This is a genomic window from Ferriphaselus sp. R-1 (genome assembly GCF_000746095.1).
Lineage (GTDB): Bacteria > Pseudomonadota > Gammaproteobacteria > Burkholderiales > Gallionellaceae > Ferriphaselus.
This window is the reverse complement of record NZ_JQKP01000002.1, coordinates 228,647-240,958: the sequence shown is the minus strand read 5'-3', so window position 1 is coordinate 240,958 and position 12,312 is coordinate 228,647. Positions and strand designations below refer to the sequence as shown.

At 58.7% G+C, this 12,312-nt stretch carries 13 protein-coding genes; 7 read left to right on the top strand and 6 right to left on the bottom strand.

Going from position 1 to position 12,312, the window contains the following annotated elements; all coding sequences use genetic code 11:
- Both ubiA and DM08_RS03565 read left to right on the top strand, forming a co-directional pair.
- Entirely contained in the window at positions 1–915 is a 915-nt protein-coding gene (gene ubiA, locus DM08_RS03570; RefSeq protein WP_237560209.1) for a 4-hydroxybenzoate octaprenyltransferase, read from the top strand.
- Between the two features lie 76 nt (positions 916–991).
- The gene (locus tag DM08_RS03565) at positions 992–1,864 is read left to right on the top strand and encodes an HDOD domain-containing protein (protein ID WP_035383245.1); all 873 of its coding nucleotides are present in this window, start codon (positions 992–994) and stop codon (positions 1,862–1,864) included.
- Here the strand turns inward: DM08_RS03565 and DM08_RS12480 are convergent.
- The 6 genes from DM08_RS12480 to DM08_RS03535 all read right to left on the bottom strand — a co-directional run bounded on the left by DM08_RS12480 (position 1,850) and on the right by DM08_RS03535 (position 6,487).
- Complete coding sequence (locus DM08_RS12480; protein ID WP_081908752.1) at positions 1,850–2,668, bottom strand: DUF3426 domain-containing protein; 819 nt, start codon at positions 2,666–2,668, stop codon at positions 1,850–1,852. The two genes, DM08_RS03565 and DM08_RS12480, sit on opposite strands and share 15 nt — an antisense overlap.
- Positions 2,669–2,674: 6 nt before the next feature.
- Positions 2,675–3,568 carry a 50S ribosomal protein L11 methyltransferase gene (gene prmA, locus DM08_RS03555; protein ID WP_035383243.1) on the bottom strand — a complete coding sequence of 298 codons (894 nt, stop codon included), beginning with the start codon at positions 3,566–3,568 and terminating at the stop codon, positions 2,675–2,677.
- Entirely contained in the window at positions 3,568–4,923 is a 1,356-nt protein-coding gene (gene accC, locus DM08_RS03550) for an acetyl-CoA carboxylase biotin carboxylase subunit (protein ID WP_035383415.1), read from the bottom strand. Before accC ends, prmA begins: the two co-directional genes overlap by 1 nt.
- 108 nt (positions 4,924–5,031) lie before the next feature.
- The gene (gene accB, locus DM08_RS03545) at positions 5,032–5,478 is read right to left on the bottom strand and encodes an acetyl-CoA carboxylase biotin carboxyl carrier protein (protein ID WP_035383242.1); all 447 of its coding nucleotides are present in this window, start codon (positions 5,476–5,478) and stop codon (positions 5,032–5,034) included.
- Positions 5,479–5,487: 9 nt separating this feature from the next.
- Positions 5,488–5,922, bottom strand: a complete 435-nt coding sequence (aroQ, locus tag DM08_RS03540) for a type II 3-dehydroquinate dehydratase (RefSeq protein WP_035383241.1) — start codon at positions 5,920–5,922, stop codon at positions 5,488–5,490.
- 112 nt (positions 5,923–6,034) lie between these two features.
- Positions 6,035–6,487 (bottom strand): rhodanese-like domain-containing protein, encoded by a 453-nt coding sequence (locus DM08_RS03535; protein WP_035383240.1) that lies wholly within the window; start codon positions 6,485–6,487, stop codon positions 6,035–6,037.
- Positions 6,488–6,563: 76 nt separating this feature from the next.
- Here DM08_RS03535 and DM08_RS03530 point away from each other — a divergent pair, with 76 nt between their 5' ends.
- From DM08_RS03530 to ntrC, 5 genes are all read left to right on the top strand, one after another.
- On the top strand, positions 6,564–7,733 hold the full coding sequence (locus DM08_RS03530; RefSeq protein WP_035383239.1) for a cation diffusion facilitator family transporter: 1,170 nt from the start codon (positions 6,564–6,566) through the stop codon (positions 7,731–7,733).
- A 164-nt stretch (positions 7,734–7,897) separates the two neighbouring features.
- Entirely contained in the window at positions 7,898–9,313 is a 1,416-nt protein-coding gene (gene glnA, locus DM08_RS03525; protein ID WP_035383238.1) for a type I glutamate--ammonia ligase, read from the top strand.
- 97 nt (positions 9,314–9,410) lie between these two features.
- A complete protein-coding gene (locus DM08_RS03520) occupies positions 9,411–9,797 on the top strand; it encodes a DUF4124 domain-containing protein (protein ID WP_035383237.1) in 387 nt (128 codons plus the stop codon).
- Between the two features lie 35 nt (positions 9,798–9,832).
- Positions 9,833–10,882, top strand: coding sequence for a nitrogen regulation protein NR(II) (glnL, locus tag DM08_RS03515; RefSeq protein ID WP_035383236.1), 1,050 nt, complete (start codon positions 9,833–9,835; stop codon positions 10,880–10,882).
- Positions 10,883–10,891: 9 nt separating this feature from the next.
- Complete coding sequence (gene ntrC / locus DM08_RS03510; protein ID WP_035383235.1) at positions 10,892–12,301, top strand: nitrogen regulation protein NR(I); 1,410 nt, start codon at positions 10,892–10,894, stop codon at positions 12,299–12,301.
- The last annotated feature ends 11 nt before the right edge of the window (positions 12,302–12,312 follow it).

The following is a 12,312-nucleotide window of genomic DNA, read 5'->3' as shown; positions in this document are numbered from 1 at the left end:
ATGAAAGTTACTGAGGAGGCGGGTTTGCCTGGTATGAGTGAAGTTGCTGAAACCAAGTTGCGTCTGTATATCCAGCTATGTAGGCTGGATCGACCGATAGGCATCTTCCTGTTGTTGTGGCCCACGTTGTGGGCGCTCTGGATCGCCAGTGCCGGGCGGCCCGATTGGCCGATAGTGGCGATCTTCGTTGCCGGAACGATATTGATGCGGTCTGCCGGATGTGCCATCAACGACTTTGCAGACCGACATATCGACAAGCATGTCGAACGCACGAAAGACAGGCCGATCACCAGTCAGAGGCTTAGTCCAAGGGAGGCGCTGTGGGTGGCTACCGGCTTGTCCGTTCTCGCTTTTTGCCTGGTGCTGCCGCTGAATGCATTGACCCTGTGGCTGACCGTTCCGGCGTTGTTCCTGGCGGGAAGCTATCCCTTCACCAAACGCTTCATCGCTCTGCCGCAGGCATATCTGGGGATTGCATTCGGCTTCGGCATCCCGATGTCGTTCGCTGCGCAGTTGAACCACGTTCCCATGGTCGCGTGGCTGTTGATGCTCGCGAACCTGCTCTGGTGCATTGCATACGACACGGAATATGCCATGGTCGACAGGGACGATGATGTACACTTGGGCATACACTCCTCGGCGCTATACTTTGGGCGGTTCGATGTGGTTGCAGTGATGCTGTGCTATGCCGGCGTGCTCCTGAGCTTGCTGTGGGTGGGAAAGGTGCTCCACATGGGAGTGCCGTATCACATCGGGTTGATCGGTGCGGCGGGGATTGCGTCTTATCACTACGCGCTGATCCGGTCGAGGCAGCGGGAAGGTTGCTTCCGGGCATTCCGCCACAACACCTGGTTTGGCGCGGCGGTCTTTGCCGGCATCTATTTTGACTATCTGGTAGCGGCATCGGGTAATTAGGGCATACCAACGAAACGGGTTATTTGATTACAATAGCCGTAGAAGTGTGGCGTACATTCAGAATTGGGAGCAGGGGATGAGCGAGGGCAATAAGGTGGATCTGAAGTTTGCGATCAAGGGTGTAGAGGCGTTGCCAGCGATGCCTGGTGTGGTGCAGAGGATATTGGCGCTGCCTTTGGATACCGAAGAGGGAGAGCGCAGTCTGCTCGCACTTATCGGTACCGACCCGCAGATGTCGGCTAGAATCATCGGGCTCTCCAATACGCCGATGTTCGGCTCATCCCGCAAGGTGACATCGGTCTCGGATGCGGCCATGTTGCTCGGCATCACTCGGGTCAAGTCTGTCGCGGTCGGCATCGCGGTCATGTCGACGCTGTCCCAGACTCCGGCAGGTAAGTTGAAGACTCAGGACTTGTGGCTGCACAGCATGGGTGTCGCGCTGGCGATGCGGGTACTGACCCGCGCCATGCCGGTCCGCATGCGCCCGCTGGACGACGAGGTGTTTCTGACCGGCCTGCTGCATGACATCGGATACCTAGTGTTGAACTATATCAATCCGTCATTGAGCGATGAGCTGCAAGATCGTCTGAAGTCAGCCCCGGAGACCCCGGTGCAGGAGATCGAGGCGGGCTTGTTGGAGTATGGGCATGCTGAAATAGGGGCGCAGTTGGCGACGCACTGGGATTTGCCGGAAAGCGTGATTGCCGTTCTGCGTTTCCACCACAAGCCACAAGATGTGGCTGCTGCGGCGGGCCACCCCCTGGTCGGTCTGCTCAGCCTCGCCGAGAGACTGCTGCCGGCATTCGGCATTTCGGAATTCGTCCCTCCGGCGATATCTGATGAGGAGTGGCTCGCATTCGGTATAGATCCGGCCCGTGCCGAGGGCATCGCCGCCTCGGTGCTGGAGCAGGCCGAGCAAGCCAAGAAGATGGCATCAGCCTTTGGCTGATGCAGGCGGAAAGAACAACAGTAACTTGTAGCCTGTTGGAGGAGGTCCCTCGATCGTGATCGGCAGGCGGACTTCCAGCGTTGTTCCCGCCGCCAGTCCTTTCTGTGCGCTGTCCTTCGCAGGCAGATAATCTGCGGGGTGCAGGGCTTTCCGTGCGATGACCGTGTCGGATTGATCGGTCAGTTCCAGCTGCAAGTCCGGCAGCGCCTGTGCAAATGTCGCACGGTTGCGTATCGTGGCGGACAGCTCCATCCCGCTTTCCTCCGAAGCCTCCAGGCTAGACACTTCGAGCTGCAACAGATCTGCGCGTCTGGGGAGCTCCATGGTGCAACCCACCAAGCGACAATAGCCGACGAGGGCGGGTTCGAGTCCGGGTATCGTGGCTGCGAGCTGGGCTCGTGAGCTGTGGCCAAGTTGGAGCAACAGAGCCAGGGACAGGACGACTATGCCAAGACCCCAACCTAAGCGATGACTTGCCCCGGCCGGGGCAGTGAGCGGTATTTGGAAGGAGGGTGGGGGCTCGCCAAACAAGGGTTGAGTGACGGATTTTTCCTGCGCTGGTGCGGTGGTGTTTCCAGCCAGATCGGGTGACGGCTCCAGATCTGGCAGCGTGGGGGCGGGTGGCAGTGCGTTATTTTCTGCCTGCGTGGCCGGGTGTTCCGTTGGGGCTGGATGCAACTGAGCACGTGCGTTGAACGCATGCTGACACCGGCCACAACATACCAGGCCATGGCGAGCGTCAAGTTGTGCTTGGTGTATGCGGAATCGGGTGTGGCAATGTGGGCATTGCGTGATCCAGCTCATCGTGGTTCAACGCCTGCGACCGGATAGCCGTGACCAGCCATCTTCGAATTCGGGCGGCTCAAAGTCGAACCAAGTGCCATATATTCCAATGACTTCAGCGGCTTGCGCCTCCAGAATCCCCGAAAGCACGATGTAGCCTTCAGGTTTGACCGCTGCGGCCAGAAGTGGGGCCAGAATACGGAGCGGATTGGTCAGGATGTTGGCTATGACGATGTCGAACTGGCCCAAAGGTTTCGAGACATCGGGCAAAGAGAACGTCGCTGTCACATGGTTGGCGATGGCATTGTCATGACTGGCCTGGACCGCTTGTGCGTCCACGTCCACACCGAGGGCATCCGCCGCGCCGAGTTTGAGTGCGGCGATGGCCAAGATGCCGGAGCCGCAACCGTAATCCAGAACGCTCTCGCCTCCCCGGATTCGGTCATCCAGCCACCTCAGACATAAACGGGTGGTCGGATGACTGCCCGTGCCGAAGGCCAGGCCTGGATCCAAGGCGATGTTGATTGCGGTGCCATCCGTGGGCGCATGCCACGTCGGCACGATCCACAAGCGCTCGGAGATGCGGATCGGGTCGAACTGCGATTGAGTCAGGCGGACCCAGTCGTTGTCTGGCAAGGCGGTAAGTGTGAAGCTGGGTCGAGTGCTCAAGCCGATGGCTGAGCAAGCACCTAGCAGGGCTGACTCTGCCGCATCGGTGCTGTCGAATAATGCGGAGACCAGATTGTGCTGCCAAATCGAAGCGGACGGCTCACCCGGCTCGCCGAAGATGGCCTGCTCGTCTGGCGTATCTGCATCGGCATCGAGCAACTCCACCGACATGGCGCCATGGTCGAGCAACGCCTCACTGAGTGACTCAGCATAGCTGGCATCGGCATGGACCGTCAGTGTCTGCCAGGCCATTATTTGCTCTTCGACTTCTCGGCCAGCTTGTGCTCCAGATAATGGATGTTGGTGCCGCCGCGAATAAATGCCGCATCGCGCATCAGCTCTTGGTGCAGGGCGATGTTGGTGTCGATGCCCTCAACAGCCATTTCGGACAATGCCGTGCGCATCCTCGCCAAGGCCTGCTCGCGGGTGTCGCCGTAAGCGATCAGCTTGCCAATCATCGAATCGTAGTGTGGCGGAACGAAATAGTTCGCATATACATGGGAATCGACGCGGATACCCGGGCCGCCGGGAACGTGCCAAGTAGTGATCCGGCCCGGCGACGGGATGAACTTGTAGGGATGCTCGGCGTTGATACGGCACTCGATGGCATGGCCACGGAACTCGATGTCTTTTTGGCGAAAGCTGAGTTTCTCACCAGCGGCGATGCGGATCTGCTGCTGGACGATATCGACCCCGGTGATCATTTCGCTGACCGGATGTTCCACCTGGACGCGAGTGTTCATTTCAATGAAGTAAAACTCACCGTTCTCGTACAGGAACTCGAACGTTCCGGCCCCCCGATACCCGATCTTGCGGCAGGCCTCGGCGCAGCGCTCACCGATCTTGTTCCTCAGCCTGGGGTTGAGCAAAGGTGCCGGAGCCTCCTCGATGATCTTCTGGTGGCGGCGTTGCATGGAGCAGTCGCGCTCTCCCAGATAGACGGCGTTACCGTGCTGGTCGGCCAGAATCTGGATCTCGATGTGGCGCGGGTTCTCCAGAAACTTTTCCATGTAGACCATGGGGTTGTTGAACGCGGACTGGGCTTCGGTACGAGTCATGGTCACCGCGTTCAGCAATGCCGCCTCGGTATGTACCACGCGCATACCTCGCCCACCGCCGCCGCCAGCGGCCTTGATGATGACCGGGTAGCCGATGCTGCGGGCGATCTTGATGATCTCTGCCGGATCGTCCGGCAGGGCCCCATCGACACCGGGGACGCAAGGAACGCCGGCTTTCTTCATCGCGTTCTTGGCGGAAACCTTGTCTCCCATCAGGCGGATAGTCTCAGCGCGCGGGCCGATGAACACAAAGCCACTCTTTTCGACACGCTCTGCGAAGTCGGCATTCTCGGAAAGAAAGCCGTAACCGGGATGAATCGCCTGTGCGTCAGTAACCTCAGCCGCACTGATAATGGCCGGAACGCTGAGATAGCTTTGTCCGGAAGGTGCCGGGCCGATACATACCGACTCATCGGCCAGCTTGACGTACTTGGCATCGGCATCCGCCTCGGAGTGGACGGCAACGGTCTTGATTCCCATCTCGCGGCAGGCGCGCTGAATGCGCAGTGCGATCTCACCCCGGTTGGCGATCAGGATCTTGTCGAACATCTGGATGGGCTCGGTCTTGGTCGTGGCTCGCAGGATCGTGCGTTTCAGCACGCTCCCTTGCGAGCCATCATCGGCAGCCTGAAGGGCGGGAGTTTTCTCGAACATGATTTAACCAATGACGAACAAGGGTTGACCATACTCCACTGGCTGGCCGTTCTCGACCAGGATGGCCTTGACCACGCCGCCCTTGTCAGAGTCGATTTCGTTGAGCAGCTTCATCGCTTCGATGATGCACAAGGTGTCTCCAGCATTGACACTTTGCCCGATGTCGACAAAAGACTTCGCACCAGGGGACGGAGAGCGGTAGAAGGTACCGACCATGGGTGACTTGACTATATGACCTTCCGGTGTGGCTGCCTGGGGGGGCTCTGCCGCAACAGTAGCAGTGACTTGTACCGGAGCGGCGACCACAGGTTGCGGAGCGGAGTACATCTGGTGGCTGGTCGCGACCGTGCGGGTGATGCGCACACGCTCTTCGCCTTCCGAGATCTCCAGTTCGGCGATGCCGGAACCTTCGACCAGATCGACCAATGCTTTCAGTTTGCGTAAATCCATAATTGACTCCTAGGGTTGTTGCAGTGCGTATTGCACGGCCAGTTCATAGCCCATTGCGCCCAAGCCGCTGATGACTCCAACCGCGATGTCCGAGAAATAGGATTCGTGGCGGAAAGCTTCGCGAGCAAACACATTAGACAGATGAACCTCGATGAAGGGGATGGCCACCGCAGCCAGTGCGTCGCGCAAGGCGACGCTAGTGTGCGTGAATGCCGCAGGGTTGATGACGATGAAGTCGGTGCCGTCCAGTCTGGCAGTGTGGATGCGATCAATCAGAGCAGCTTCGGCGTTACTCTGGAAGGAGGTGATGCGCGCACCAGCCTTTTGGGCCAGTTGAGCCAAATTTTGGTCAATTTCGCTCAACGTGACGCGTCCGTACACTCCGGGCTCGCGGCTGCCAAGCAGGTTCAGGTTTGGGCCATGCAGGACGAGAACATTCTTCATGTGCGAAGTTTGCCGCAAATGAGGGTGAGTTGTCCAGATTATGATTGAAAATATGCCAAAAACATTAGATATGTTCCGACAGGAGAATAGCCATCGCCCTGATCGGCAACGACTAGGTTTGTTCCCACGGCAAACCGTGGGCTCTCCAACCATTCAGTACACTTCGATGGCCTTCGTCACTCAGGTCGCCCTCGAAGCCTTCCAGGACATTGAAGCAGTTGCTGTAGCCTGCCTTGGTGGCCGCGATGGCGGCATGATGGGAGCGCTGTCCGCTACGACAAATGAACAGGACCAGAGCTTCCTTGGAAACTTCCTGTTCTAATTGGGAGAGAAAGTGCGGGTTCAGCTTCATGGAGGGGTAGCTCATCCACTCCATCTCCACTGCACCGGGCACTTGACCGACCCAGATCCTTTCCGCGCTGGTGCGGACATCGACGAGTTTGGCTTCGGGGGCGGAGTTCATTAGCTCGTAAGTCTCGACGGGGGTTAGTGCACCTTGATACGGTAGCCCCATTTCCTGAGCGCGCTGCTGCGCAGTTTGCAAAATCTCGGTGATATTTCCCATGGGAGTGCGATCCGTATTCAATGATGGTGATACAAGTGGTATTCTGCGCCCGACGCAGAATACTACCCCATCCCGAATGAAAAATCACACCCAGGGAGCCGCCCAAGAGTTTGAACCCAAACATCCGGAGCGTTTTGCCGCCGCCCGGAAAAGTACTTGGGTGAGCATCATCATCAATCTGTTGCTTACGATACTCCAGATCGTCGCCGGGTATTTTGGCCGATCCCAGTCTCTGATGGCGGATGGGCTGCACTCTTTGTCTGACCTACTTTCGGATGTGTTGGTGCTCTATGCCAACCGTCAGGGAAATCGTCATGCAGATGCTAATCATCCGTACGGCCATGCCCGCATCGAAACCGCAGCCACCCTTATTCTGGGGGCATTACTTGCCGCTCTAGGCGTTGCCTTGCTGGTGGCGGCTGCGATGCGACTGCAACACCCCGCGCAGGTTCAGGTAGTGCATCCATTGACTTTCTGGGTGGCCCTGGTGGCCCTGGCGGCCAAGGAGGGCATGTTCCGTTACATGCTGGCGGTGGCTAAGCGGGTGCGCTCACAGATGTTGGTGGCCAATGCCTGGCATGCCCGCTCGGATGCGGCTTCGTCGTTGGTCGTAGTCGCAGGTATCGGTGGCAACTTGCTCGGATTCGCCTTTCTCGATCTGCTTGCCGCAGCGGTGGTGGGGGTGATGATCGCCCACATGGGTGGAAAGTTGGCGCGCGAGGCCCTGGCCGAGTTGATTGATACCGGATTGGACGAGGAGGAGGTCGCTGCCATTCGCCAAACCTTGCTGGACACCCCGGGCGTACTCAGTCTGCATGAGTTGCGCACTCGCAAGATGGCTGATCATGCGCTGGTGGATGCGCATGTCATCGTCGGCCCGAGGATCAGCGTATCGGAGGGGCACTATATCGCTGAAACGGCTCGCCAGCGGGTGCTGCGCAACCATCATGTGATGGATGTCATGGTGCACATCGATCCGGAGGATGACTCGAAAGCCAAGCCCAATATCCATTTGCCCAGTCGTGACCGGCTGCTGGAGCGCTTGGCCCAGCGTTTGGGTAGTGCGGCACCCTTGCAAAGCCCGGTCGTGTTGCACTATCTCGACGGCCGGGTGGATGTGGAGATGCTGGTCGAGAGCGGAATGTCTTCCGACGAGCTTGCCGACCTGGTGCACAAGTGCGCCAGAATCACGTCAGATGACCCATGGTTGCGCTCCATCGATATTCGCCATCGCGCCGCCCCGTAATGGTGCATGGGCGGTGTCGGCGCTCGCGAATGGTGCGTGCAATTATTGCCCTTTGCCTTGTTGAATATGGCAGAATGCGCCATTCCGGGCGGCGAGCGTAGGCACGCTTCCTGCTAGATGTGGCGCAGTTATTTTTGTTCGATGTTTTTATTTGGGAGGAAGTGATGTCCAAGTCCGCAGCAGATGTGATGCAGTTACTCAAAGATAATGAGGTCAAGTTCGTTGACCTGCGTTTTACCGACACCCGTGGCAAGGAGCAGCACGTGGGCGTGCCCGCCAAGTATTTCGGTGCCGACAAGTTCGAAGATGGCCATGCCTTTGATGGCTCCTCCATCGCTGGCTGGAAGGGCATCCAGGCTTCCGACATGCTGCTGCTGCCGGACCCGAACTCTGCTTACATCGATCCGTTCATGGACGAGACCACTCTGGTGCTGACCTGCGACGTGATCGAGCCGTCCGACGGCAAGGGCTACGACCGCGATCCACGCTCCATCGCCAAGCGCGCTGAAGCCTACCTGAAGTCGACCGGCATTGGCGATACCGCCTACTTCGGTCCGGAACCCGAGTTCTTCATTTTCGACTCCGTGCGCTGGGGTGCGGACATGTCCGGCTGTTTCTGCAAGATCGACTCCGAAGAGGCCGCTTGGTCCACCGGCGAGAAGTACGAGCACGGCAACACCGGTCACCGTCCTGCTGTTAAGGGCGGCTATTTCCCGGTTCCTCCCGTTGACAGCCTGAACGACATCCGTGCCGCCATGTGTCTGGCGCTGGAAGATATCGGCATTGAAGTGGAAGTGCATCACCACGAAGTGGCGACTGCTGGCCAGTGCGAACTGGGCACCAAGTTCAACACTCTGGTGCGTCGCGCTGACCAGACCCAGGCTCAGAAGTACGTGATTTTCAACGTCGCTCACCAGTACGGCAAGACGGCCACTTTCATGCCCAAGCCCATCGTTGGCGACAACGGTTCCGGCATGCACGTGCACCAGTCGATCTGGAAAGACGGCAAGAACACCTTCGCGGGCAATGGTTACGCCGGTCTGTCCGAGACTGCGCTGTACTACATCGGCGGTATCATCAAGCACGCCAAGGCGCTGAACGCGATCTGCAACCCCGGCACCAACTCTTACAAGCGTCTGGTTCCGCACTACGAAGCGCCGACCAAGCTGGCTTACTCTGCAAAGAACCGTTCCGCTTCCATCCGCATTCCGCACGTTGCCAGCGACAAGGCGCGCCGCATTGAGACCCGCTTCCCAGATCCGTCGGCCAACCCCTACCTGTGCTTCGCCGCGCTGATGATGGCGGGTCTGGACGGTATCCAGAACAAGATCCATCCTGGTGACCCGGCAGACAAGAACCTGTACGACCTGCCGCCGGAAGAAGACGCACTGATCCCGACCGTGTGTACTTCGCTGGACGAAGCGCTGGCTTCCCTGGACAAGGATCGCGAATTCCTGACCCGTGGCGGCGTGTTCTCGAACGACTTCATCGATGCCTACATCGAGCTGAAGATGGGCGAAGTGACCCGCATGCGCATGACCACCCACCCGGTGGAATTCGATATGTACTACAGCCTGTAAGCTATACTCAGGCACAGTTGGAACGGGGCTTCGGCCCCGTTTCTGTTTTTTGGCCTGTTATACTTTCAACAGCCATTTTCGGATTTCGGATAGCGCGATGAAATTAATCTGCTTGAGCCTGGGGTTGCTGTTGAGTCTGCCGGCTATGGCTGATATCTACAAGTCGGTGGATGCTGAAGGTCGTGTCACATACTCCAGCGCGCCTGTGAAGGGAGCCAAGCGCCTCAATCTGGGGGGAGTGCAACGAACCACGGGCTCAGCCCGGCCTGCTGCCCCGAGTGACTTTCCCAAAATCGATGGCCAGACCCAGCGAGGGCGCGATGACACCCGGCGCAAGATATTGGAACAGGAAAGACTCGCGGAGTTGGGGCTATTGAACGAAGCCCGAGCCAAGCTCCCTGCCTCGCCGGGCGGACGGGCCGATGTCACTTTGCATGAAAAGAACATCGAAGCGCTCGACAAAGAGTTGGCCCATCTTAGATGACCATGAGTGGCATGCTTCCTGCTTGGTATTAAGACATGTCGAATCGCCATATACCCACATTTGAGCAACTCGCAACCGCCATCTTGCTGCTGGATGGGCAGGCCCGCGTCGCTTATCTCAATCCGGCAGCCGAGAATCTCTTCGATGTCAGCCGCAAGCAGTTGCTGGGATCTCCGATTCAGGCCGCGTTCACTCAGACTGAGCAACTTGCCGTTGCCATACAGCATGCCGTAAGCAGCAATGCCAGCTTCATCGAGCACGAACTGACGCTCGGAGCGCCCAATCACGCGAAGATGCAATTGCGGGCGGTGGTGACACCCTTGTTGCATGAGCCGGACTACAAGCTCCTGCTGGAGTTTCATCCCATAGATCGTCCGCTGCGCTTGGCTCGCGAAGAGCAGATGCTGGATCAGACCCAGGCCAATCGCCTGTTGCTGCGCAATCTGGCTCACGAGATCAAGAACCCGCTCGGAGGTATCCGGGGCGCAGCCCAGTTGCTGGAGCAGGAGCTGGATAAGCCGGGTTTGCGGGAATACACCCAGGTCATCATTCAGGAGGCGGACCGTCTGCGCTCTTTGCTGGAGAAGTTGCTGACACCGCAGGCCGTACCCCATTTCAGTGCACTGAACATCCATGAGGTATTGGAGCGGGTGCGCAGCGTGGTTCTTGCCGAATTCCCCGAGGGACTGGCGATACGGAGGGACTACGATACCAGCTTGCCGGAACTGCGGGGCGACAAGGAGCAGCTCATCCAGGTTGTGCTCAACATAGTGCGTAATGCGGCCCAGGCCATGCAAGGGCAGGGCAGTATCGTGTTGCGTACCCGCATCGCGCGCCAAGTGACTTTGATGCGCAAACGTCATCGTCTGGCCGTGCTGGTGCAGATCGTTGATGATGGTCCGGGTATTCCGATGGAGTTGCGTGACAAGATATTTTATCCGCTAGTATCCGGTCGCGCCGATGGCCACGGCTTGGGCCTTACTTTGGCGCAGGATTTCGTCAGCCAGCATCAAGGCTGTATCGAGGTGGAAAGTGAGCCTGGACGCACCTGTTTTACCGTACTTTTGCCCCTGCAACATGATTGAGGAAAGCGCATGAAACCCGTTTGGATCATTGATGATGATCGTTCCATCCGCTGGGTGTTGGAGAAAGCCCTGGCCCGTGAAGGTATCGAATTTCGCAGTTTCGTCTCGGCGAACGAGGCGCTGCAAGCCCTGTCGGGCGGGGTTCCCCAGGTCGTGGTCAGCGACATCCGGATGCCGGGACGCTCGGGTCTGGAGTTGCTGCAAGTCTTGCGTGATCAGTTTCCCCAGTTGCCAGTCATCATCATGACGGCCTACTCCGATCTGGAAAGTGCCGTCTCCGCATTTCAGGGTGGGGCGTTCGAATATCTACCCAAACCGTTCGATATCAATCATGCCGTCGAGCTGATCCGCCGGGCGATGGAGCAAAGTCAGCGCGGCGAGGCGGCCATCGATGAAACGCCGGTCGCTCCGGACATGTTGGGACAAGCCCCCGCCATGCAGGAGGTTTTCCGCGCCATAGGTCGGCTGTCGCAAACCCATGCGACGGTTCTTATCAATGGAGAGTCAGGTACCGGCAAAGAGCTGGTCGCGCGCGCCTTGCATCGGCACAGCCCGCGTGCCAACAAGCCATTTATCGCGCTCAACACGGCGGCGATACCCAAGGATCTGCTGGAGTCCGAACTGTTCGGCCATGAGCGAGGCGCATTCACCGGCGCGACCGCGACTCGTCATGGGCGCTTTGAAGAAGCGGCTGGCGGCACGTTGTTCCTGGATGAGATCGGCGACATGCCCGCCGAGCTGCAGACCCGCTTGTTGCGCGTGCTGTCCGACGGCAACTATTACCGCGTCGGTGGTCATCAGCCGATCAAGGCCAATGTGCGCATCATCGCGGCCACGCACCAAAATCTGGATGAGCGGGTGAAGCAGGGCTTGTTCCGCGAAGACCTGTTCCACCGCCTCAACGTCATTCGTTTGCGTCTGCCGCCGTTGCGTGAGCGTCGGGAGGATATCCCGCTGCTGGCCAAGTATTTCCTGCAAAAGAGCGCGCGTGAACTGGGCGTGGAACAGAAGCACCTGAGTGATGCTGCGCTTCAGCATCTCATGGCGCAAGAGATCCCGGGTAACGTCCGCCAGCTTGAGAACCTGTGTCATTGGATCACGGTGATGACCCCGTCACAGCAGGTCGAGGTCGCCGATCTGCCGCCCGAGTGGCGAGAGAGCGTCAGGGACCCTGAGCTGGTCGCCGATGCCGATTGGGGAGCCTCATTGGCTCAAGAGGTGGCCCGGGCGCTGGTGCGTGGTGACCAGAACCTGCTGGATACTTTGGGGCGCAGGTTCGAGAGCATCCTGATCACCGGCGCATTGCACCATACCGGCGGTCGACGGATCGAAGCCGCCGTTCTGCTCGGCATGGGCAGGAACACCTTGACCCGGAAAGTGCAGGAGTTGGGCCTGGAGCTGGATGGCGCGGAAGATTAGCGGCGACGCAC

Bases quoted from the DNA above. Each gene is read 5' to 3' on its own strand.
- aroQ (WP_035383241.1), bottom strand. From the start codon at position 5,922: ATGAAGAATGTTCTCGTCCTGCATGGCCCAAACCTGAACCTGCTTGGC.
- ntrC (WP_035383235.1), top strand. From the start codon at position 10,892: ATGAAACCCGTTTGGATCATTGATGATGATCGTTCCATCCGCTGGGTG.
- DM08_RS12480 (WP_081908752.1), bottom strand. From the start codon at position 2,668: ATGAGCTGGATCACGCAATGCCCACATTGCCACACCCGATTCCGCATA.
- accB (WP_035383242.1), bottom strand. From the start codon at position 5,478: ATGGATTTACGCAAACTGAAAGCATTGGTCGATCTGGTCGAAGGTTCC.
- DM08_RS03530 (WP_035383239.1), top strand. From the start codon at position 6,564: ATGAAAAATCACACCCAGGGAGCCGCCCAAGAGTTTGAACCCAAACAT.
- prmA (WP_035383243.1), bottom strand. From the start codon at position 3,568: ATGGCCTGGCAGACACTGACGGTCCATGCCGATGCCAGCTATGCTGAG.
- accC (WP_035383415.1), bottom strand. From the start codon at position 4,923: ATGTTCGACAAGATCCTGATCGCCAACCGGGGTGAGATCGCACTGCGC.
- ubiA (WP_237560209.1), top strand. From the start codon at position 1: ATGAAAGTTACTGAGGAGGCGGGTTTGCCTGGTATGAGTGAAGTTGCT.
- DM08_RS03565 (WP_035383245.1), top strand. From the start codon at position 992: ATGAGCGAGGGCAATAAGGTGGATCTGAAGTTTGCGATCAAGGGTGTA.
- DM08_RS03520 (WP_035383237.1), top strand. From the start codon at position 9,411: ATGAAATTAATCTGCTTGAGCCTGGGGTTGCTGTTGAGTCTGCCGGCT.
- glnL (WP_035383236.1), top strand. From the start codon at position 9,833: ATGTCGAATCGCCATATACCCACATTTGAGCAACTCGCAACCGCCATC.
- DM08_RS03535 (WP_035383240.1), bottom strand. From the start codon at position 6,487: ATGGGAAATATCACCGAGATTTTGCAAACTGCGCAGCAGCGCGCTCAG.
- glnA (WP_035383238.1), top strand. From the start codon at position 7,898: ATGTCCAAGTCCGCAGCAGATGTGATGCAGTTACTCAAAGATAATGAG.